21 protein-coding genes and 1 tRNA gene are annotated in these 19,727 nt (G+C 61.7%); 16 read left to right on the forward strand and 6 right to left on the reverse strand.

Going from position 1 to position 19,727, the window contains the following annotated elements; translation table 11 throughout:
- Positions 1–37 precede the first annotated feature (37 nt).
- The gene (locus tag RSW2DRAFT_RS05410; RefSeq protein ID WP_008028836.1) at positions 38–841 is read right to left on the reverse strand and encodes a helix-turn-helix transcriptional regulator; all 804 of its coding nucleotides are present in this window, start codon (positions 839–841) and stop codon (positions 38–40) included.
- Positions 842–994: 153 nt separating this feature from the next.
- On the opposite strand from RSW2DRAFT_RS05410, the gene RSW2DRAFT_RS05415 reads away from it, so the two are divergent.
- The 9 genes from RSW2DRAFT_RS05415 to RSW2DRAFT_RS17860 all read left to right on the forward strand — a co-directional run bounded on the left by RSW2DRAFT_RS05415 (position 995) and on the right by RSW2DRAFT_RS17860 (position 7,825).
- Positions 995–2,176, forward strand: coding sequence for an NAD(P)/FAD-dependent oxidoreductase (locus RSW2DRAFT_RS05415; protein WP_008028838.1), 1,182 nt, complete (start codon positions 995–997; stop codon positions 2,174–2,176).
- 175 nt (positions 2,177–2,351) lie between these two features.
- Positions 2,352–2,489 (forward strand): hypothetical protein, encoded by a 138-nt coding sequence (locus tag RSW2DRAFT_RS17845; RefSeq protein ID WP_008028839.1) that lies wholly within the window; start codon positions 2,352–2,354, stop codon positions 2,487–2,489.
- A complete protein-coding gene (locus tag RSW2DRAFT_RS05420; protein ID WP_040671655.1) occupies positions 2,489–2,722 on the forward strand; it encodes a hypothetical protein in 234 nt (77 codons plus the stop codon). The genes RSW2DRAFT_RS17845 and RSW2DRAFT_RS05420 overlap by 1 nt, the downstream gene beginning before the upstream one ends.
- Positions 2,722–3,564 carry a hypothetical protein gene (locus RSW2DRAFT_RS17850; RefSeq protein ID WP_008028841.1) on the forward strand — a complete coding sequence of 281 codons (843 nt, stop codon included), beginning with the start codon at positions 2,722–2,724 and terminating at the stop codon, positions 3,562–3,564. Before RSW2DRAFT_RS05420 ends, RSW2DRAFT_RS17850 begins: the two co-directional genes overlap by 1 nt.
- Before the next feature lie 97 nt (positions 3,565–3,661).
- Positions 3,662–5,227, forward strand: a complete 1,566-nt coding sequence (locus RSW2DRAFT_RS05425) for a hypothetical protein (RefSeq protein WP_008028842.1) — start codon at positions 3,662–3,664, stop codon at positions 5,225–5,227.
- A complete protein-coding gene (locus RSW2DRAFT_RS05430; RefSeq protein ID WP_008028845.1) occupies positions 5,227–5,655 on the forward strand; it encodes a hypothetical protein in 429 nt (142 codons plus the stop codon). Before RSW2DRAFT_RS05425 ends, RSW2DRAFT_RS05430 begins: the two co-directional genes overlap by 1 nt.
- A 70-nt stretch (positions 5,656–5,725) precedes the next feature.
- A complete protein-coding gene (locus RSW2DRAFT_RS17855; RefSeq protein ID WP_232209650.1) occupies positions 5,726–5,995 on the forward strand; it encodes a hypothetical protein in 270 nt (89 codons plus the stop codon).
- Entirely contained in the window at positions 5,967–6,419 is a 453-nt protein-coding gene (locus tag RSW2DRAFT_RS05435) for an N-acetylmuramoyl-L-alanine amidase (protein WP_008028848.1), read from the forward strand. Before RSW2DRAFT_RS17855 ends, RSW2DRAFT_RS05435 begins: the two co-directional genes overlap by 29 nt.
- Before the next feature lie 182 nt (positions 6,420–6,601).
- Entirely contained in the window at positions 6,602–7,825 is a 1,224-nt protein-coding gene (locus RSW2DRAFT_RS17860; RefSeq protein ID WP_008028850.1) for a rolling circle replication-associated protein, read from the forward strand.
- Between the two features lie 571 nt (positions 7,826–8,396).
- Here RSW2DRAFT_RS17860 and RSW2DRAFT_RS05450 read toward each other — a convergent pair.
- Positions 8,397–9,575, reverse strand: a complete 1,179-nt coding sequence (locus RSW2DRAFT_RS05450; protein WP_008028852.1) for a BaiN/RdsA family NAD(P)/FAD-dependent oxidoreductase — start codon at positions 9,573–9,575, stop codon at positions 8,397–8,399.
- A gap of 112 nt (positions 9,576–9,687) precedes the next feature.
- Here RSW2DRAFT_RS05450 and RSW2DRAFT_RS05455 point away from each other — a divergent pair.
- Both RSW2DRAFT_RS05455 and RSW2DRAFT_RS05460 read left to right on the forward strand, forming a co-directional pair.
- Positions 9,688–9,762, forward strand: a tRNA-Gln gene (locus tag RSW2DRAFT_RS05455).
- An 82-nt stretch (positions 9,763–9,844) separates the two neighbouring features.
- Positions 9,845–10,300, forward strand: coding sequence for a hypothetical protein (locus tag RSW2DRAFT_RS05460; RefSeq protein ID WP_008028853.1), 456 nt, complete (start codon positions 9,845–9,847; stop codon positions 10,298–10,300).
- A gap of 242 nt (positions 10,301–10,542) precedes the next feature.
- Here the strand turns inward: RSW2DRAFT_RS05460 and RSW2DRAFT_RS17865 are convergent, their stop codons facing one another.
- Complete coding sequence (locus tag RSW2DRAFT_RS17865; RefSeq protein WP_008028856.1) at positions 10,543–11,904, reverse strand: HEPN domain-containing protein; 1,362 nt, start codon at positions 11,902–11,904, stop codon at positions 10,543–10,545.
- Between the two features lie 137 nt (positions 11,905–12,041).
- On the opposite strand from RSW2DRAFT_RS17865, the gene RSW2DRAFT_RS05465 reads away from it, so the two are divergent.
- Complete coding sequence (locus tag RSW2DRAFT_RS05465) at positions 12,042–12,197, forward strand: hypothetical protein (RefSeq protein WP_198008072.1); 156 nt, start codon at positions 12,042–12,044, stop codon at positions 12,195–12,197.
- A gap of 9 nt (positions 12,198–12,206) precedes the next feature.
- On the opposite strand, the gene aroB is transcribed toward RSW2DRAFT_RS05465, so the two are convergent.
- Positions 12,207–13,319 (reverse strand): 3-dehydroquinate synthase, encoded by a 1,113-nt coding sequence (aroB, locus tag RSW2DRAFT_RS05470; protein WP_008028860.1) that lies wholly within the window; start codon positions 13,317–13,319, stop codon positions 12,207–12,209.
- Positions 13,320–13,865 (reverse strand): shikimate kinase, encoded by a 546-nt coding sequence (locus RSW2DRAFT_RS17870; RefSeq protein WP_008028862.1) that lies wholly within the window; start codon positions 13,863–13,865, stop codon positions 13,320–13,322.
- Between the two features lie 178 nt (positions 13,866–14,043).
- Between RSW2DRAFT_RS17870 and RSW2DRAFT_RS17875 the strand changes: the two genes are divergently transcribed.
- From RSW2DRAFT_RS17875 to RSW2DRAFT_RS05490, 4 genes are read left to right on the forward strand one after another with little or no spacing between them, the layout of a single operon-like run.
- On the forward strand, positions 14,044–14,190 hold the full coding sequence (locus RSW2DRAFT_RS17875; RefSeq protein WP_008028864.1) for a hypothetical protein: 147 nt from the start codon (positions 14,044–14,046) through the stop codon (positions 14,188–14,190).
- On the forward strand, positions 14,180–15,718 hold the full coding sequence (locus tag RSW2DRAFT_RS05480) for a hypothetical protein (protein ID WP_008028866.1): 1,539 nt from the start codon (positions 14,180–14,182) through the stop codon (positions 15,716–15,718). The genes RSW2DRAFT_RS17875 and RSW2DRAFT_RS05480 overlap by 11 nt, the downstream gene beginning before the upstream one ends.
- A complete protein-coding gene (locus RSW2DRAFT_RS05485; protein WP_008028868.1) occupies positions 15,718–16,659 on the forward strand; it encodes a site-specific tyrosine recombinase XerD in 942 nt (313 codons plus the stop codon). The genes RSW2DRAFT_RS05480 and RSW2DRAFT_RS05485 overlap by 1 nt, the downstream gene beginning before the upstream one ends.
- A gap of 57 nt (positions 16,660–16,716) precedes the next feature.
- Positions 16,717–18,018: an HlyC/CorC family transporter gene (locus RSW2DRAFT_RS05490; RefSeq protein ID WP_008028870.1), complete on the forward strand. Its 1,302-nt coding sequence runs from the start codon at positions 16,717–16,719 to the stop codon at positions 18,016–18,018.
- 3 nt (positions 18,019–18,021) lie between these two features.
- Here the strand turns inward: RSW2DRAFT_RS05490 and RSW2DRAFT_RS17130 are convergent, their stop codons facing one another.
- Complete coding sequence (locus RSW2DRAFT_RS17130; protein ID WP_008028871.1) at positions 18,022–19,671, reverse strand: CAP domain-containing protein; 1,650 nt, start codon at positions 19,669–19,671, stop codon at positions 18,022–18,024.
- Positions 19,672–19,727: the final 56 nt, after the last annotated feature.

The raw sequence follows: 19,727 nt of genomic DNA on the forward strand, positions 1-19,727 counted from the left end.
TGCCAGTTAACGCTGCGTCAGGTAAGTCCGGTATTCCCTACCTGCCGCCTAACCCCGGCGACGGCCGTTTGGCGTCGGCGGGCAGGGGGCTGCCGTGGAAGATCTTGTTCAGCAGCGCCGCCTTGGCCACCGCCTGCGCCGTGGTGTCCACCTCCAGCGCCTCGCGCGCCAGCCGCAGGTGCTTTTCCACCATCGCCACCGAAATGCGCATCAACTGGCTGATATCCTGCGTGGTCTTGCCATCGGCCACCCATTCCAGCGCCTGCCGCTGCCGATCGGTCAGGTTGCGGCGGCGGGTGGCCATCGGCAGTTGGCTGATTTTCAGATGCATCATGTTGGCCACCGCCAGCAACGGCTGGCCGTGGTTGGCCCAGATGTCGTCCACGTCATCATGGCTCAGGCAGGTGTCACCAATAAGCCCCAGCCCACCCTTGGACCGCGGTGCCGCCGAGGGGAAAGAGATGGTGATCCCGGCCACCACCCCCATGGCGATATTGCTGCGCACTGTCTCGGCCTGATCGGCGGTCAAATCGCCCGCGGCCAGCGCCTCGTGCACCCAGCGCCAGGTGCAGGCCCCGACATTGTGCAGCGCCCAGTGAAACAGCGGCGTGCGGGCATAGAACCGGTCGCGGGTAAACACCCGCAGATACTCCGGTGAGCTGGTGGTCAGAAACAACGCATCCGCCGGATCGCCCAGCGTGGTGTCGGTCATGAACCGGGTGAAGCTGTAATTGACCCGCGCAAAACCCAGATCGCGGTAGTAGGGCGTGCTCAGCGCCCAGACCTCGTTGACCGACCGGGCGTGAGCAATTTCACCCAGGAGTTGAAAAACCTCTGTCACCGTTTCACCATACTCTTACACCAATGGGAACAAATCCCCGATTTTCCCGCAGGTTGCGCGGCACGGGCTGTTCTCGACACAAATCTTGTATTAGCGATCACAGCGATGCCTTGTCGAGTGCCAAGGCGCATGATTCCCGGCAGTGAGGCAGGAATGACGGACAGGGCGGTGGATGTCGCAATCATCGGCGGGGCGGTGATGGGGGCGGCGGCGGCGTATTGGCTGACGCGGATGCAGCCGGGGCTGCGGGTGATGGTGATCGAGCGTGACACCAGCTTTGCCCGGGCCTCCACGGCGCTGTCGGTGGCCTCGATCCGCCAGCAGTTCACCACGGCGGTGAACGTCGAAATCTCGCGCTTTGGCATTGATTTCATACGGAATTTCAAGGAACGGCTGGGGGTCGATGTCGGGGTGTCCTCGCTGGGGCTGAAAGAGAACGGCTATCTGTTTCTCAGCACGACAGCCGAGGGCAGGGCGCAGCTTGCGCAGGTCGCCGCAATGCAGCGTGCCCATGGGGCAGCCACCGAAGTGCTGGACCCCGACGCGCTGGCGGCACGGTTTCCCTGGCTGAATGTCGCCGATCTGACCGCGGGCTCGTTCGGGCCGCGCGACGAGGGTTGGTTTGACAATATGGGCCTGCTGGCGGGGTTTCGTGCTGCCGCCAAAATGCAAGGCGCGCTGTTTGTCAGCGACGAGGTGGTGGAGATCGAGGTTGCACACGGCAAGGTTGTGGCCCTCGCGCTGGCCAAGGCCGGTCGGGTGGCTTGCGGTGCCGCGATCAATGCCGCGGGCACCAGGGCGGCGCAGGTGATGGCCATGGCCGGGCTGGCGCTGCCGGTCGAGCCGCGCAAACGCACGGTGTTCGTGATCGACGCGCCCAACGCCCGCCATCCGCAAGCGCCGCTGCTGGTCGATGCCGGTTTCTATCTGCGGCCCGAGCACAGCGGCTGGATCACCGCGACCGTGCCGCAGGACGACGGGCCTTGCGCGCCGGACGATTTCGAGCCGGACCTGCATCTGTTCGAAGACGTGATCTGGGAACAGCTTTACCATCGCGCGCCGGGCTTTGACGCGGTCAAGGTAATCCGACACTGGGTCGGGCATTACGCCTACAACACGCTGGACCAGAACGCGATCCTCGGGCCGCATCCGGCCTTGCCGAACCTTTTCCTGATGAACGGCTTTTCCGGCCACGGCTTGCAACAAGCGCCCGCCATCGGCCGCGGCATTGCCGAACATCTGCTGCACGGCGGCTGGCGCAGCCTTGATCTTTCTGATCTGTCCGTGGGTCGGGTGCTGGACGGAAAACCGTTTCTGGAAATGGCAATCGTTTAGGGAAACCGTTTTCCAGCAATGCGTTGCAATTCAAAGCTCAGTTGCCGTGTGAACTTCATCGACGCGATCCGCAAGCGGAGTGCAAACCTGGGTCGCATTAATATTACATAATATTGATTATCGGCGTTGTGTATGAAATCGAACCATCGGGCATCCCGCCCGTGGAGTTCGTGAAATGGCTAAAATTCTGCAATCTGCCAAGCTTCGTGTGATTGTGCTGCCCCTTCTGGGCGTGCTTGGCACCCTGTTTGCCATGGTCTGGCCGGTCGGTCAAAAGGCCTTTTGTGCCGGTATTGCCTCGCTGGTGATCTGATGGCCGTCCTCGCGCGTGTTTTCCGCAAGCCTAGCTTGCAGCAAGAGGATCGGCTCCCGGTCTCGACCTATGACGAGGCGGTTCGTCGCCTCGTCCAAATTCGTCTTGATGATACCGTTACGGATGAGGCTTATAGCCTCGCCGTTAATCTTGTCGCGGACATTTTTTGGGTCGCTGACAAGCGGTTGCGTCGTGACGTGGCGGTGGCGGCTCGCCAGCTTGGCGGTGTTTGATGATTAATCCCGCCTTTATCTCCGCTGGCGCTACGCTTCTCAGCGGCTTGCTTGGCAAGAAAGCCCCGTCCGCCAAGGCCAATGCTTACGGCCATGTCAAAGGCATCATGCGGGCCGCTGAGGATTTCAAAATCAATCCGCTTACTCTTCTGGGGTCGGTTGGCGCGGTTGGCGGTAGCCAATCGCAAAACTACATGGGTTCGGCTATTGCTGATGCCGGGATGATCCTTGCGGATAATCTGGCGAAACGCCAGGACGAGGCCAAACTCTCGAAAACCAATGCCCTTGCACAGGAAAACACTGTGCTGCGGCAAAAGGTCATGTCGCTGACCTTGCGGCCCAAGGTGGGCGGCATTTATGCTGGCCAAAATTCCATGCCGACGCTTCGGCAGGCTCTTGGGGGTTCGGATGGCGCGGGTGATGTTACTGGTTCTGGCGGCGCCGGTTCTCCTGCTTCTCGGCAGGTATATGGCGGCGTTCCTAGCGGGCTGACGCCGCTTATCACGCGCGATAATGGTGATCCGCGCCGACAGGTCGATAATACGGCGGTCATTTCTGACCCCGGCTATATCGTTATCGACAGTCCCTCGCTTGGCGGGGCTTTCCCGGTTCCGGCGGTTAACGGCGAAGTCCTTGATCTTTCGCAAGGCGCTATGGTCGGGGGTTCCCTTCTTTGGGATCGCGTGGGAAAGCGCGGTCAAAGTGATCGAAAAAAATGGGATGAAATGGGGCTGACCACAGCCGGTCGGAATTATCTCCGCTGGCAATGGCCGGACATTGATCCGCAAGCAAAGCATAAGCCTCTTGCGTTCAATGGGCGGCGGTTTCCGTTGTTACCATGAAAAAACCCTGTTCCTCCTGCGCAAAACGCGCAGCCGCTATCAAGCGGCTGGGCAAGAAAATCGGCTCCACCATCATCAAACTGAAAGGACGTAAGTCTTGAAAAATTATCAATCCACTCGCAACACGCGGCGCGAAAGTCGCACCCTTGTTGGGCGTTTTCGCGGCGGCAAGTTGTTTCCGGTCTTGGCAACTGCCGTGCGCGGTAGCGAAGGCGGTTTGCTCTCGCAAAATGTGACGCTGGAGCTTGATCCCATTGCCGGTCGGCTGATCACGCCGATTACCGCCGAGATGTATTCCGTTTTTGTGTCGGTTCAGGCAATCGACGCAATCATTTCGCCGGAAAACGCTTATTCCGGGATGACGGATGTCATTCGGGAAAAGCTTCTGACCGGCAATCCGCTGTTCGTCACTGAGGCCGAAAGCGACATTTCGAAAGCTTGCGGTGTTAATCCGCGTCGGATTACGGGGGTCGCTCGTGTCAACCAAGCCGTGCGCATCGCACACAACGCCGCCGTGAATTTCCTGCGTCAGCGGAAATATTCGAAGGCGGCGGTTCTGCTGCATAGCAATACCGCTATCACGCCTGCCTTGATCGCCCAAACGGTCCTTGACCGGATGAACGGCGTCCTCGACCCCGAGGATAGGGTGAACGGTGCGGTTGCTCTGCAAATCCCTAATATGGTCCTTCCCGTGGAGGGTATTCGCTTTACCGGCGCTCCGGCCACGCAAAGCGCGGTTTGGCGGCAAGATGGCAATTGGTCCACGCTTGACGCTGTGCACACGCAACAGTTGACGGTTGGCTTTGAAAAAACTGGCATTGGTGCTTCCATGGTGCCGCATGTGACGGCCAAGTTGAATGGTGCCACTGCCGGCGCTGTGAATTTGGTCGATTTTTACAATGCTCAAACGCAAGATCGCCTTGTTCGTACCATGCGGGAAATTGCGGATGAAAATCCGGAATATGGCGATGAAATGATCCTGCGCTGGGCGCATGGTCTCTCCGTCGATCCGGGTCGGATGCCCATCCTTCTGGCGGAAAAAACCGTTACTTTCGGGCGCAACATTGTGGGCGCGACCGATACGACCGGCGTTCAGGATGACGTCATCCGTTCCGATATGGCCGTGACCATGGGGTTTACCGTGCCGGTTCCCTCCACTGAATTGGGCGGTATCATCGTTACCTTCTGCACGGTTAAGCCCGATGAAACCATCTCGGCGCAACCGCATCCGATCCTTTCGGATGTTTGGGGGCTCGACAATTTCGTGGCGGATGAATTGGCGCTTGATCCGGTTCCGGTTACCGTCCGGGAAATGGATGCCGATTGCGCACAAGCGCAAGAGGCCACTGTCCTTTTCTATACCGGTCTGAACGCTCTCAAGGCAACCTACGTTCATTATGGCCTGTCGCGGCGGCTTGATCCTGCCACCGTCGAAAACAAGACGGCGGTTTGGCAACTGGAAATCCCTATGTCGGTCACGCCGGAAAACATCCTGTATCCGGCGTCGCTCGACCATTTCCCCTTTGCTGATCAGAACGCAGAGGTTTGCACCTACACCGTCTCGTCCAATCTCGTCTTGCGGACCCCGATGATTTTCGGGCCGACGCCTGTCGAGGAATTGGCAATCATCGAAACCGCCGACATTTTTGAGGATGCACCGTGATGTTCAGCGAAAACCCCAAGTCGTGGGTCGTCTCCGCCAAGGGCGGAACGGTTCGGTATGTCTCCGCCGATGGCGAAAACCTCTTTGAGGTCGCCGTCTCCAAGGGGCGTGAGCGTCTCGGTCCCTATCTGGAAATGTGCCCTCCTGGCGCAACGCTTGAACCGATGGGTGATCTTGTCATCATCCCGCCTCGGTCGGGCTACGGCGTCCAGCGCTATGGCGCTGGTTCGCATGACAGCGGTGCAAACCCGGTGTTCAAACCGACCTCGGCCTCCCGCATGGAAAAGGAATTGCGCCTCACTCTGAACAAGATGCAGGCCGCAACCAATCGCCTTGAGGCGCGCGAGCGCGCCCTGGGCTCTATCGAGCGCGTGCCGGAAGCGCCGGTTGAAACGCCGCAGTCCAAGGAAGAGCCGCTTGTCGAGTAGGCAATATATCAAGCGGGTCTGGCGGGTTCCCAAGGATCGGGGGCCCGCCGTCTATCTCTCTGCGGTCGTCGTGAAACTGCTCGTGAAACATGGCTGGCCCGCTAAGGCCGACTCGGTCGGTTCCTTTTCCTTTTGCATCGTTCATCATGAAAAGGGGGAAGATGCTCCCGACGACTTTTGGGCTGCGGTCTCCATCGCCGTTCGTATCGTGGCGCGCACCTATAATGTGCAAGTCTCGGAAATCTCGGGTTTCGTTCAATTTGAACGGTCCTACATCGTGACCGCTGGCGGTCACTTCAAAGAGGCAAATCATGTTTTACCAAGGGAAAGCGCGCCATGAGGTGCGTGAGGTCATCCTTCACTGTGCCGCCATCAAGACCGGCCAATTCGCCGGGATGGGCGCCTTTCAAATCTTTTCCATCATCAACCGATGGCACAAGGAAAAGGGCTGGAAAAACGGCTTTGGGTATCACGGCCTGATCACGCCTGAGGGCGTGTTCTATAAAGGCCGTCCGTTCGATATGATCGGTGCTCATACTATCGGCCACAATGCCGGGACACTCGGCTTTCTCCTGATCGAAAGTCAAGAGATCGAGCGCATGGGCTTGTTCTCGGAATACTTTACCGAGGCGCAAGCCCAAACCCTTCTTTTGCTGCTCGACGGACTTCGCGAGCGCGGCATCACAAAGGTTTCGGGGCATAATGATTACGCCCCGAAACTCTGCCCCGGCTTCAAAGTCGAAACGTCCGACTGGCTCCCCTGAGCCTTGCCGCCGCCCCTCTTCAGAGGGGCGGCGGCTCTTATGCTCCTTGTTCCAGCATACACTTAAAGACAGAAAGAAAGACAATGTGCACCCGACCTATAACGCGCGATGGCAATACTTTCGCCTGCCGGACCTGTGATCAATGTATCTCGGTCCGGCGCGCGTCATGGATCGCGCGCGCGATGGCGGAAAAGTCCCTACATCCGCATACGCTGGTGCTGGCGTTGACCTACAACGAAGAAACCCAAGAAAACCGCGACGCTGCCCGTATGTTTCAATATGCGGACGTGCGCGCCTTCATCAAAAGGCTGGCTGCTGCGGTGCGCTATGCGGACCCCACAGCGAAAGTGCGGTTCCTCTGTGCCGGTGAACAAGGCGACCGGAATGGGCGCTGTCACTGGCATCTGGTCATTTATTCCGGCGTGGATATTACCACGCTCGGTAAGGTGCAGGGGTTTCCCAAGCGCCGCCCTGAGGAACGTAAAAGGGTGAAACCTGTCAAAGGTCTCCTGACCGAACGGTTTGATATGCTGACGGTCGGCAAAGACGAGCGGCGGCTTGATTGGACCCTTTGGGGCCATGGCTACGTGACCTTCCAAGAAGCGGACGAAGGCGGGATGCACTATGTCCTTTCTTACTGTCTTAAAGACCAGTTCACTGTGGAAAAGTCGCATGAAACCATGCGCGAGTCCAAAACCGAGAATTTCGCAACTGGTCTCTTCCGCATGAGCAAACGGCCCGCCATAGGTGAGGCTTGGCTCTATGCGTATTTGGAAGGGCTTGAAGCCTCTGGCGGCGTCCTTCCTTCTGTCCAGCTTACCGTGCCCGGAATGTCTGGATACTGGCATCCAAACGGGCTTTTCCGGGAAAAGCTTCTTTGGGGCCTCGTCGCGCTGAACCAGCGCGCTTTATGGTCCACGGGCGCTAATGCGCCGCAGTGGGCCGCGCTCCTGGCGTCTTGCGCCGAAAATGAAAAAGATTTGGAGGTTCTTAACAATGTCACGGAAGCGCAAACCGTCCGGCAGGACGTTGAACAATTTGAACGGCATCTTGCCCAGCGGCAACACAAACACGCGTTTGATGCCGGGCAACGTGACTTCCATCGGGTCTGTGCAAACCTTCTCCCTTGCGAAAACTGCCTCGGGCAGCTTTCCGAGCAAATCCTCAAAACGCTTGGCGTCGAAAGAATTTTCGACCGGGAAAACGGCGAAACAATCGGTGTTTACCGATATCGCGCCCTTGAAGGCTTCGCCGCCGTCGAAGAACGGCAAGAAACGCCGACCGGTGCGCTCTTTCGAGCCAACGCTTACTGTATCAAACGAGGTTCCGAGTTCGCCCGACCGCTCCCACCCGGCGGATACGCCGGTTCAGGATACATCGGGCCGGGAAAGGTCGAAGACCTGTAAATTTCGTCCGGCCGATACCTCGGGTAGTGGTGGCGGGCGGCCTTTTGTGCCGTGGTGCAAAAAATCCTGATCCTTCTTTTCATCTCAGCAACTGCTTTAAGGGCTGCCTACGGCAAAGCCCGCTGCGCGACGGGGGTCCCCGCTTTAGCGGGGGTGTCCCGCATGGGAAGGGGCGTCGCTTAGCCCCTTCCCTCTGTCTCTGACGGTCTCGCACCTTCTCGCCAGTCAGCACGGCTCGCCCGTTCGCCACGCGCGCGCTGGCTTTGGTGCTCTCCCGTCCTTCTCTTAGCGCAGCCCCCCAAGATTGGGGGGCGCTGCGCAAGGGGGGTTGATAATCCACCCTGAAAAAAGGGGTGTCTATGTATTGGGGCCTTTAGGCGGATCGACCTTGGTCAACGCAGGGGTTCCCTTTACATTATGCAACATTATTTGTTGCTCTCTTGTTCTCTCGTTGGACCACTACCTGTGGTCCCTCGTGTGACCGAAAGGGCACAATTCTGCGCCTCCCGCGATATATTGCGTGGCGGCGCTCTACATTTCACTTTATTGATTATAGGAAACAGCGATCCCGCTAAGCCGCTTGCCCCGCCGCCCAGCCCGACGACCAGGCCCATTGGAAATTGTACCCCCCCAGCCAGCCGGTGACGTCCACCACCTCACCGATGAAATACAGCCCCGGCACGGCACGGGCTTCCATGCTGCGGCTATCCAGATCGTCGGTGTTCACGCCGCCCAGTGTCACCTCGGCGGTGCGGTAGCCCTCGCTGCCGACCGGCTTCAGATGCCAGTCCTGTACCAGCGCCGCCACCCGGTCCAGCACCACGTTCGACTGATCGGCCAGCGTGCCGGTAACGCCCGACAGCGCCTCGATATGCCGGGCCAGCTTTTCCGGCAGCATCTGCGCCAGCGCGGTGCGCAAGGCGATCCGCCCGGCCTGCCCGCGCAACGCCCGCAACTCCGCCGCCACCTCGCGACCGCGCGCCAGGTCCAGCCGGATCGTGTCACCCTCGCGAAAATAGGAACTGATCTGCAGGATTGCCGGGCCCGACAGGCCGCGATGGGTGAACAGCACCGCCTCGTCAAACCCCACCTTGCCGACCGTGGCGCGGCCCGCCACCGCGATCCCCGCCAGCGGCTTCAGCACCGCCAGATCCTGCGCCGCAAAGGTCAGCGGCACCAGTGCCGGCCGGGTCTCCACCAGCCGCAGCCCGAAGCTTTCCGCCACCCCATAGCCATAGCCGGTGGCCCCCATCAGCGGGATCGACTTGCCCCCCGTCGCCACCACCACCGAAGCCGCCCACACCGGCCCGCGCTGGGTTTCCACCACGAACCCGGCACCCTCGCGCCGCACCGCGCCCAGACCGCAGCCCAGCCACATCTCCACCCCGGCGCGGGCCATGTCGGCGGCGAGATGCGCCACCAGCTGCGTGGCGGGCCCGGTCAAAAACAACTGGCCAAGGCTGCGCTCCTGCCAGCCCAGACCCGCCGCATCAAGGCGTGCGATGAAATCCCGCGCGGTGAAGCGTTTCAGCGCCGACAGCGCAAACCGCGGATTTTGCGACAGAAACCGGTCCGGGGCGATGCCAAGATTGGTGAAGTTGCACTTGCCCCCGCCCGAGATGCGGATCTTCTCGCCCGCTGCTTGCGCGTGGTCGATTACCAGCACGCGGCGACCGCGCCGACCGGCCTCGATCGCGCAGTACATGCCGGCCGCCCCGGCCCCAAGGATCACCACGTCACAGCTTTGCATCCCCCTGACTACCCTGCCCGCGCGCCTGAGGCAACGCCGCCCGGGGCATGGATTTTTGCGCGTTTTGCCTCTTGCGGCCCGGATGCCGCTTCGCTAAACACCGGCCCACGGTTGGGGCGTCGCCAAGTGGTAAGGCAGCGGTTTTTGGTACCGCCATTCGGAGGTTCGAATCCTCCCGCCCCAGCCAAATTCCTGTATCGTCAGCGGTGCAGCGCGGCTTTATTGGCTGCGAAGCCAATGGGTTGACGATTTTGCCGAGAGGTTCGCCCGTGACGCTGCCCCTGCCCTTCGCGCTGTTATCGCTGCTGACGCTGGCAGCTTGCACCTCGGACGGCAATTTCCGGCTTTATCCGCTGGAAGGCCCGATTGCGGCGGCCAATCCGGCGCAGGTGATCGCCATCCGTTCGAAAAACGACAGCGACACCTCGGGGCGGATCAGCTTCCGGCTGCCCGACCCCAACCGCAGCAAATGCGAGGGCACCTGGTCCAGCGTGGTGCCGCGCGTCACCTCGCAGCAGCGCGGGCTGTCGCTGTCGATCCGGGGCCTGGGGGGGAAATACAGCAACCAGACCGCGGATGTCGGCGGGGTGAACAACGGCGAAATCTATGCCATCTGCGACGATGGCACGCGGGTGCAGGGCCGCTTCATCTCTGGTTCCGGCACTCAAAGCGGCACCGGCACCGCCACCGACACGCTGGGCAACAGCTACAAGCTGCTGTTCTGAGGCGGGGGGCAACCGGATAGCACGAATGCCGCAAACGGTGCCCCAGTCTGTGATCGTTCCTCTGGCGGGGGAAAAGGTATAAGTAATGGAGGATAAAGGGCAATTAGAGGTGCAATGATCACCACCCCCTGCTCCTCCTTACCCCCATACCAGAAGAAGCTACCGCCCCCTCCTCGCTTCCCAAGCCTGCAACCGCCGAAGATACCCCTCGTTCCCATCAGAAACATCAGAGAAACAGAATGTTATTTTTCACTATTGAAGATCATGGAATTCCATTCCGGCGCTGCTTGGGAAGTCTGAAGTTGCTTCAGTGCCTTTCTAATTCCATCTCTTATAATCGGTTTAATTTCATTAATCGATGATGTGATTTTTTCGGCGGCGACGTCTGATCCGTGAACAATCTTGCTTCGGAGATCATATGCTTTTCTAAACGCTGAGAAAACTGTGGTCTTTTCTTGATCTGAACCTTCGAACCAAAGTGCCGCATTTAAGGATAAACGATAGCGCAATTCGCTTTTGTCGTCATCAAGATACAGAGATTCTGCCGCGATCATGCAATCGATCAACACATCTTCCGATTTTGCACGCGTCTCCGCATAGTAAAGACGTCGCGATGCGTTGATGACTCGCTTGTGGTATTTTCCTAGTTTTTTGCACGTTATCTGAGACCAGTAGCTAACGAGGTGCTTCACTTCATCCTCTGATAGAGGTAATACCTCTTCTCCGAGAGAAAATCGAAACCCATTCGTTAAACTCGAACTGCTAACAGTTCCACCCCCGTCAAAAATGCCACCTGCTTCAAACCTAGGCGGCGAGTGAAAGCCTCCCGCATGAAAGGCAATTCTATCTGCGGCAAGTGGGGTAATCGTAAGAAAATCTTCAAGATATTGCTCAACGCTGGAACTGTATTGATTAATTCGCGCAAACGAATACGGAGAATCGCCATATATTTTCTGTTCATCGCTAGTAATACAGAGGCCAAACCATCTCGACTGACTTCTGTCAGCGCGGCCTTCTCGCCAAGGCGAGATTATGCCCACGTTCAAGCATGTCAATTTTTCTTCTGCTGTCAGTTCTCTGAACTCCGTCAAGCTATCTAGAGCAATGGTATTGATCGTGGAAATTCCAGCGATCGGCCATATCACCTTTCGTTTCACCGTTTCTAAGTTTACGACACAAACGAATTCCTGAGCGCGCCGCTCGAAATCCATCATTGTATCGAGAAATGCCATTTCGCCATTTGTCGTAGGATTTGGAAGAATCGTTTGAAAAAGTTCCCTCAGGGAATACCGGCGCATCATTCCAACTCCGGTGCCAATAAGGATGTTCACATGTCTCATCAAGTTGCCATGGGCATTGGCTGCACGTTCCAGATCCGACCACTCGTTATTTCGGTCAAATATGAGATCATCAAGCTTGTCATATCTGTAGGTTACGAAAAACGGGAGCCGGACAAACCCTCCTTCGGAATCTTCACTCCAGCGCGGCATGCCTACTGAGTGGATTAGGTTTGGAAAATCCTGTCGAATATTTTCGACTGCAGCTTTGAGCCAGCGTTCAGTTGATCGTTCGAGAGCCAGGTCTGCGTCGTTGGTCGCAGTCATCGCGGTGTTCCTATTGACATAGTTGTTAGTCTTGGATGCCATTAACGATAGACGCCCGGCTTTCACACGAATGGCCCGCCGATTCCACTAAGTTCTTGCAATTCACCAACCACATCCTTTACGAATGGATCACTATGTTGGACCGCGCAATCTTCAGTTTTCCGCGCGTTACCTCTCACCAGCGCGGTCTGTCGCTGACCATCCGCGACTTGGGCCGGTTCGTCACCGGATCGTGCACCCAAAGAGGCACCGCCACCGACACGCTGGGGAACAGCTACAAGCTGCTGTTCTGAGGCGCGCCTTCACCGTCCGCGCAGCGCCTCGACCAGCAGCGATTTCACCATCTCGCCCGGCACCTCACTGGTGACAAACGCCTGACCGATGCCGCGCGCCAGAATGAAGCGCAGCGTGCCGTCGATCACCTTCTTGTCCTGCGCCATCAGCCCCAGCAGCGCCTCGGCACCGGGCAGATCGCCCGGAATATCTGCGATATCGACCTTGGTGCCCATCGCCTTCAGATGCGCCCGCACCCGGCTTGGGGCTTCCTGCGCGCAAAGCCCCAGCCGCTGGCTGAGTTCAAAGGCCAAAGCACAGCCGATCGCCACGCCCTCGCCATGCAGCAGCCGGTCGGAATAGCCGGTGGCCTTCTCCAGCGCATGGCAGAAGGTGTGGCCAAGGTTCAAAAGCGCCCGGTCCCCCTCCTCGTGCTCGTCGCGCGCCACGATCTCGGCCTTCATCTGCACCGAGCGGACCACGGCATGCTGGCGCAACCCGGCATCGCGGCGCAAGGACGGGCCGTTGACCTCCAGCCAGTCGAAGAACGCGGCATCGCCCAGAAGCCCGTATTTCACCACCTCGCCATAGCCTGCCAGAAAGTCGCGGGCGGGCAGCGTGTCCAGCACGTCGATATCGGCCAGCACCAGGCTGGGCTGGTGAAAGGCGCCGACCAGGTTCTTGCCCTGCGCGGTATTGATGCCGGTCTTGCCACCAACGGAACTATCGACCTGCGACAGCAGCGTGGTCGGTATCTGCACGAATCGCACGCCGCGGCGCAGCACGGCGCTGGCAAAGCCCACCAGATCGCCCACCACGCCGCCACCAAAGGCCACCACCACGTCGCGGCGTTCCACCTGGGAGTCCAGCAGCCATTCGACGCTGCGGGCAAATTGCGGCCAGCCCTTGGTCGCCTCGCCCGGCGGCAGGGACAGCGCGGTCATGGTGATGCCCTGCGCCGAGAACGCCTCGGCCAGACGCAGAAGATGCAGCGAGGCCACGGTTTCATCGGTGATCACCGCGACCTTCTTGCGGCGCAGCAGGGGTGCTATCTCGGCCCCGGCGCGGTCGATCAGACCGGCGCCGATCCGCACCTCGTAGGCCCGGTCTCCCAGCGCCACCGGCACCACATCAACGCCCATTCATGCCGTCCTTTCCAAAACATCATCGCGCCCGCGCAACGCCTCGATCACCCGCAGCGCCATCTTTTCCACCGGCAGATCGGGGGCGCTGTCCACCACCAGATCGGCCAGCGCATAGACCGGATCGCGGGCCGCCTGCAAGGAACGCAGGGTTTCGCGCGGGTTCGGCGTGTGCAGCAAGGGCCGTGTGGTCTTGTGCCGCACCCGCTGCCACAGGGTTTCCAGATCGGCGCGCAGCCAGACCGACACGCCCGACGCACCGATCAGCGCCCGGTTCTGCGGTGCCAGAAACGCGCCGCCACCAGTGGACAGCACGCAAGGCTCGCCCCGCACCAGCCGCCCCAGCACCTCGGTTTCGCGGGCGCGAAAGAACGGCTCGCCGTCGCGGGCAAAAATCTCGGGGATCGAGCGTTGCGCGGCCTTGACGATCTCGTCATCCGAATCGCGGAATGGCACGCCCAGCAGCTTGGCCAGTTGCGTGCCGACGGCGGATTTCCCCGCCCCCATCATACCCACCAGCACCACAGTTTTGCCCAGCCGTTCCATGGTTGCGGCCCTTCCCCCCGACAAGCCCTTGGCGATGCAACGCCGGTCCCGTATCCTTGCATCCTGAATGGCGTGAACTTCGCGCAAATGCCATATATAAAACATCCGCAAGACCCGCGGTTCGCACCCGGTGCGGGCCAAAGGCAACAGGCGGTGCGCAGGCAAAGGACGGACGGGCATGGGACGGATCATCAAGCTGCTTTTCAAGCTGCTGCTCTGGCTGGCGGTGTTGGGCTTTATCGGTCTGGCGGGTTATGCCTATCTGGGCGATCTGACCCCGGATCAGGCGCCGGTCAGCCTGCCGGTGACGCTGGATGCCAATTAAGCCGGGCCCCTGGCAAGTGGCGGTAACGCTGGCGCTGCTGGCGGCTGCCCCTGCACGGGCCGAGGCGCCGCTGTCGGCGATCGACTGGCTGTCGCAATCGGTGGCAACGCCTGCCGCGAGCACTGCCCCGCCGGAACCCGCGGTGGCGCTGAACGGCTTGCCGCAGGATGTGACGGTGACAGTGCTGGACGCCCCTGCCCCCGATGCGGTGGGTTTGTTGCCCGCGCGGGTGACAGGCTTGCCACGCGCGCTGTGGGGCATGGGCCGCACCGCCGACATCGCAGCCCTGATCACCCGCCAGCATGCCGAGGCGCTGCCGGCGCTGCAATCGCTGCTGATCACGCTGCTGCTGGCCGAGGCCGACCCGCCGGTGGATGCCGGGGGCAAGGGTGACTTGCTGCTGACGCGGATTGACAAGCTGTTGGACATCGGCGCGCTGGAACAGGCGGCGGCCTTGCTGCAAGCCTCGGGTGCAGCCACGGTTGATCTGTTCCGCCGGGCCTTTGACGTGGCGTTGCTGACGGGCAGCGAGGATCAGGCTTGCGCCGCGATGCAGGCCACCCCCGATCTGGCCCCCACCTTCACCGCCCGGATCTTCTGTCTGGCCCGGGCCGGTGACTGGAACGCCGCAGCGCTGACCTTGCAGACCGGCAAGGCGCTGGCGCTGATCACGCCGGCGGAAGCCGTGCTGCTGACCCGGTTTCTGGATACCACGCTGGACGAGGGTGCCACCGACCTGCCGCAGCCTGAAAAGCCGACGCCGCTGGTCTGGCGGCTGTTCGAGGCGATCGGTCAGCCTCTGGCCACCGCCCCCTTGCCGCTGGCGTTTTCCAACGCCGACCTCAGCGAAACTGCAGGGTTGAAGGCGCAGATCGAGGCGGCCGAGCGCTTGGCGCGGGTGGGGGCCATCGCCCCCAACCAGTTGCTGGGCATCTATACTTTGGGCGCGCCCGCCGCCTCGGGTGGGGTCTGGGACCGGGTCGAGGCGTTCCAGCGCTTTGACGCCGCCTTGACCAAGGCCGATGCGCCGGCGGTGGCGCAGCACCTGCCGCTGGTCTGGGCGCAGATGGCCGAGGCCGAACTGGAGGTGCCGTTTGCCACGCTTTACACCGATGCCTTGCTGAAAATGCAGCTGGAGGGCGAGGCCGGGGCCATCGCCTTCCGGGTGGCGCTGCTGTCGTCGCGCTATGAACAGGCCGCCCGCGCGCGCGCGCCTGCCGATGCGACCGAGGCCTTCCTGATCGGTCTGGCGCGCGGCAGTCTGCAAGGGGTGGCCCCGCCCGACAGCATGGCCCGCGCCATCGCCCCGGCCTTCCTGCAACCGCAGCCTGCCGCCGACGCGCTGGCCATGCTGGCCGAGGACCGGCTGGGCGAGGCGGTTCTGGCCGCCATCGACCGCATCGGCCGCGGTGTTGAAGGCGATCTGCGCGGCGTCACCGAAGGTCTGGCGCTGCTGCGCCATGTCGGGCTGGAGGATGTGGCGCGGCGCACCGCGCTGGAGCTGATGCTGCTGGAGCGGCGCGGCTGATGGACGCCGAGGCCGCCCGCTGGATTTCCGGCTTTCTGGCGGCGGCGGCGGCGGAACGCGATGCTGCCCGCAACACCCAACTGGGTTACGGGCGCGATCTGGCCGATTTCGCAGATTGGCTGGCGCGTCAGGGCGGCGATTTCGCCACAGCCTCCCGCGCCACGGTCGAGGCCTATCTGGTCTTCTGCGGCGCGCAGGGGCTGGCCGCCGCCACGCGTGCGCGCCGCCTGTCGTCGATCCGCCAGCTTTACCGCTTTGCCGTCGAGGAGGGCTGGCGCGCCGACAATCCGGCCTTGCGGCTGAAAGGCCCTGCGCAGGCGCAGCACCTGCCGCAGGTTCTGAGCCTTGCGGAAGTGGAACGCCTGCTGCAAGCCGCCCGCGACAAGGGCCGCACGGGTGCCGAACAGGCCCGCAACGCCGCCTTGCTGGAGCTTTTGTATGCCACCGGCATGCGGGTTTCCGAACTGGTGGGGCTGCCGGTGGCGGCGGTGCGCGGCGATCCGCGGATGATTCTGGTGCGCGGCAAGGGCGGCAAGGAACGCATGGTACCGCTGTCCCCCCCTGCCCGCGCCGCACTGGCCGACTGGCTGGCGCAGCGCGATACCGCCGAGGCGGTGGCGGTGAAGGCCGGCAAACCGGCGTCAAAGCATCTTTTTCCCAACCGCAGTGCCGCAGGCCATCTGGGGCGCGAGGTGTTCTATGCCCTGATCAAGGATATCGCGGTGCGCGCCGGGGTGGACCCATCGAAAGTGACACCGCACACCCTGCGCCACGCCTTTGCCACGCATCTGCTGGCCGGTGGTGCCGATCTGCGGGTGATCCAGACCCTGCTGGGCCATGCCGATATCGCCACCACCGAGATCTATACGCATGTGCTGGACGAACACCTGAAAGACCTGGTGCTGACGCATCACCCGCTGGCCAAACCCCGCAACGCTTGAATTTTCCCGCTATCCGCCGCATAACCGCCGCCTTGCCCCATACTGGACCCCTGCCCCATGGATGCCACCGCACTTGATACCTCGTTCTGGCTGACCGTTGCCGGGATCGGCTGCCTGCTGGCGATGTCGGCGTTCTTTTCCGGCTCGGAAACCGCACTCACCGCCGCCTCGCGGGCCAAGCTGCGCGCCCAGGCCGACCGCGGCTCCAGCGGTGCCGAAGCCGCGCTGAAGGTCACCGAGGACAGCGAGCGGATGATCGGCGCGCTGCTCTTGGGCAACAACGTGGTCAACATTCTGGCCGCCTCGCTGGCGACGGCGCTGCTGACCCGGCTGTTTGGCGACAGCGGTGTGGCGCTGGCGACGCTGGTGATGACCACCATGGTGCTGATCTTCGGTGAGGTGCTGCCCAAGACCTATGCCATCACCAATGCCGAAAAGGCCGCTTCGGTGGTGGCGCCGCTGGTGCGGGTGATGATCGTGGTGTTCTCGCCGCTGGTCACGCTGGTGCGGGCGCTGGTGCGCGGCCTGCTGCGGCTGGTGGGGGTGCGGGCCGACCCCGAGACCAAGTTCCTGGCGCTGCGCGAAGAGATTGTCGGGGCCATCGCGCTGGGCCATTCCGAAGGGGCGGTGGAAAAGGAAGACCGCGACCGGCTGCTGGGGGCGCTGGACCTTTCCGACCGCACGGTCGAGGAAATCATGCTGCACCGCCGCCAGATCGAGATGATCGACGCCGACCTGACACCCGACCAGATCATCACCCAGGCCCTCGCCTCGCCGCACACCCGCCTGCCGGTTTACCGCGGTGATGACGAGAACATCCTGGGCGTGATCCATGCCAAGGATCTGCTGCGCGAGGTGGACCGGCTGATCCGCGGCTCGGACGGCGGGCTGGCGCAGATCAGCGAGCTGGACGTTCTGAAAGTGGCGATGAAGCCCTATTTCGTGCCGGAAACCACGGCGCTGGACGAACAGATGCGGCAATTCCTGAAACGCCGCACGCATTTCGCACTGGTGGTGGATGAATATGGCGCGCTGCAGGGGCTGATCACGCTGGAGGATATTCTGGAAGAGATCGTCGGAGAGATCACCGACGAGTTCGACCTGCCCGCTGATGCCGTGCTGAAACGCGCCGAGAATGGCGATTACATCGTCGAAGGCGCGATGACCATCCGCGACCTGAACCGGGCGATGGACTGGGGCCTGCCCGACGACGAGGCCAATACCGTGGCCGGTCTGGTGATCCACGAGGCGCAGACCATCCCCAACGAGGGCCAGGCCTTCAGCTTTCACGGCTTCCGGTTCGAAGTGGCGGCCAAGCGGGAAAACCGCCTGACCAAGCTGAAGGTGCGACCGTTGTAAGGCTCAGATCACGTCAATGTAATTGGCCAGCCCGGTCAGGCTGGTCACATTGGCCAGGGTCAGCACGTCGCCGTCCACGAAGTTGAACACCACGGTGGTGCCCACCACGGTGGCGTAGCGCGCCACGATCTGCGCATCGGTCAGCGCCACGCCACCCCATAGCGCATCGTCCAGTTGCAGGCGGTCCTGCTGCCCCGGCAGAAAATCGGCAACCTGGTCGCGGCCCGAGCCATTGATGAACTGGAACGCATCCGCCCCCAGCCCGCCCAGCAGATAGTCGGCACCGGCACCGCCCTCCAGCCGGTCGTTGCCATCGCCGCCATAAAGACTGTCGATGCCAAGGCCGCCGAACAGAAGGTCAACGCCGGCATCGCCACTGAGATAGTCGTTGTCGGCATCGCCGTACACGATGTCATTCTCGCTGCCGCCGATCAGCCGATCATTGCCGGCACCACCGAACAGAGTGTCGGCACCGACCTCTCCGCTCAGGGAATCAACGCCGATGCCGCCACTCAGACGGTCATTGCCCGTGCCGCCGAACAGACCGTCGTTGCCCGCATCGCCACAAAGAAAGTCGTTGTCGGCATCGCCGTACAAGGCGTCATTCTCGGTGCCGCCAAGCAGGGAATCATTGCCGTCGCCGCCCAGCAGAGTGTCGGCACCGACCTCTCCGCTCAGGGAATCCGCGCCAAGACCGCCATTCAGACGGTCATTGCCCGCGCCGCCGAGCAGACTGTCGTTGCCGGCTTCGCCCGTCAGGATATTGGCCCCGGCATTGCCGTGCAGGGTGTTGGCGGCGGCGTTGCCGGTCAGCGACAGCGCGCCGACACCCAGCAGACCGGCATTGCCGACACCGCTGATCAGCGTCATGTTTCCCGAGGTCATCAGCGTGTTGCCGTCCACCAGATCAAGCTTCACGTTGCCGGCCGACAGATCAAGCGTCACCACCGCCGTGGCGCCGGCGGTGCCGACATTCACCCGCACACCGGCGCTTTGGCTGGCCAGCACGCCATAGCCGCCCGCAGCGGCGGTCAGGGCCGCGGCCCCCCCGGCGATGCCGAAGGAAATCCCGACGCGACCTTCGCCCATCGAATAGAAATGATCGCCGTTGGTATCGTTATAGGCCACGCCGGTCACAAAGATGGCGCCGCTGCGATAGGCGAAGTTCTCGGTGACCACCGAGGCGTTGAAGCTGGTATAGCGGTCAACCACCTGCGCATAGCCGATTTCGCGGGAATTGTTGCCCATGATCGCGGTGCGATGGCCGGGGCTTTCCATCAACATGCGGTGGTGCAGTTCGATCACGGTCAGCGCCGTGGTGGAACCGCCCAGGCTGGCCAGCGCCAGATTCTCGGCCCAGCCCCAACTGCCGGTGAAACTGTAGCCCGCTGCGGTCATGCGCTGGCCGGGGTTGGTGCCATTGATGCCGGTGTGGGAAAACGTGTCGGTGGACAGGATCCACGCCGAGTGCCGTTCCGCCGAAAGGTCCAGATACTGGCTGGGGGCCAGCACCTGCTTGACCGTGGCGGTGATGGTGCCCGCCGTCAGCCCGCCATTCAGCGACAGCCCATAGCGCGCCGCCTCGCCCAGCGGGTCCAGCCGGGCACGGTTCAGCAATTCGATGCCGTATTGCTCGGCGGCGGTGATGGTCATGAGCAAACCCCTCAGCATGCGCGGCAGCGGTCCAGCCGCGCCGGAACCGCCGTGAA

Origin of the sequence: Rhodobacter ferrooxidans, from assembly GCF_000176015.1 — a bacterium.
In the GTDB taxonomy this organism is placed as follows: domain Bacteria; phylum Pseudomonadota; class Alphaproteobacteria; order Rhodobacterales; family Rhodobacteraceae; genus Pseudorhodobacter_B; species Pseudorhodobacter_B ferrooxidans.

Excerpts from the sequence above, each read along its gene's own strand:
- RSW2DRAFT_RS05435 (WP_008028848.1), top strand. The coding sequence starts at position 5,967 with ATGTTTTACCAAGGGAAAGCGCGCCATGAGGTGCGTGAGGTCATCCTT.
- RSW2DRAFT_RS05420 (WP_040671655.1), top strand. The coding sequence starts at position 2,489 with ATGGCCGTCCTCGCGCGTGTTTTCCGCAAGCCTAGCTTGCAGCAAGAG.
- RSW2DRAFT_RS05430 (WP_008028845.1), top strand. The coding sequence starts at position 5,227 with ATGTTCAGCGAAAACCCCAAGTCGTGGGTCGTCTCCGCCAAGGGCGGA.
- aroB (WP_008028860.1), bottom strand. The coding sequence starts at position 13,319 with ATGGGCGTTGATGTGGTGCCGGTGGCGCTGGGAGACCGGGCCTACGAG.
- RSW2DRAFT_RS05415 (WP_008028838.1), top strand. The coding sequence starts at position 995 with ATGACGGACAGGGCGGTGGATGTCGCAATCATCGGCGGGGCGGTGATG.
- RSW2DRAFT_RS05490 (WP_008028870.1), top strand. The coding sequence starts at position 16,717 with ATGGATGCCACCGCACTTGATACCTCGTTCTGGCTGACCGTTGCCGGG.
- RSW2DRAFT_RS17845 (WP_008028839.1), top strand. The coding sequence starts at position 2,352 with ATGGCTAAAATTCTGCAATCTGCCAAGCTTCGTGTGATTGTGCTGCCC.
- RSW2DRAFT_RS05485 (WP_008028868.1), top strand. The coding sequence starts at position 15,718 with ATGGACGCCGAGGCCGCCCGCTGGATTTCCGGCTTTCTGGCGGCGGCG.
- RSW2DRAFT_RS05450 (WP_008028852.1), bottom strand. The coding sequence starts at position 9,575 with ATGCAAAGCTGTGACGTGGTGATCCTTGGGGCCGGGGCGGCCGGCATG.
- RSW2DRAFT_RS17870 (WP_008028862.1), bottom strand. The coding sequence starts at position 13,865 with ATGGAACGGCTGGGCAAAACTGTGGTGCTGGTGGGTATGATGGGGGCG.
- RSW2DRAFT_RS17850 (WP_008028841.1), top strand. The coding sequence starts at position 2,722 with ATGATTAATCCCGCCTTTATCTCCGCTGGCGCTACGCTTCTCAGCGGC.
- RSW2DRAFT_RS17865 (WP_008028856.1), bottom strand. The coding sequence starts at position 11,904 with ATGACTGCGACCAACGACGCAGACCTGGCTCTCGAACGATCAACTGAA.
- RSW2DRAFT_RS17130 (WP_008028871.1), bottom strand. The coding sequence starts at position 19,671 with ATGACCATCACCGCCGCCGAGCAATACGGCATCGAATTGCTGAACCGT.
- RSW2DRAFT_RS17875 (WP_008028864.1), top strand. The coding sequence starts at position 14,044 with ATGGGACGGATCATCAAGCTGCTTTTCAAGCTGCTGCTCTGGCTGGCG.
- RSW2DRAFT_RS17860 (WP_008028850.1), top strand. The coding sequence starts at position 6,602 with ATGGCGGAAAAGTCCCTACATCCGCATACGCTGGTGCTGGCGTTGACC.
- RSW2DRAFT_RS05480 (WP_008028866.1), top strand. The coding sequence starts at position 14,180 with ATGCCAATTAAGCCGGGCCCCTGGCAAGTGGCGGTAACGCTGGCGCTG.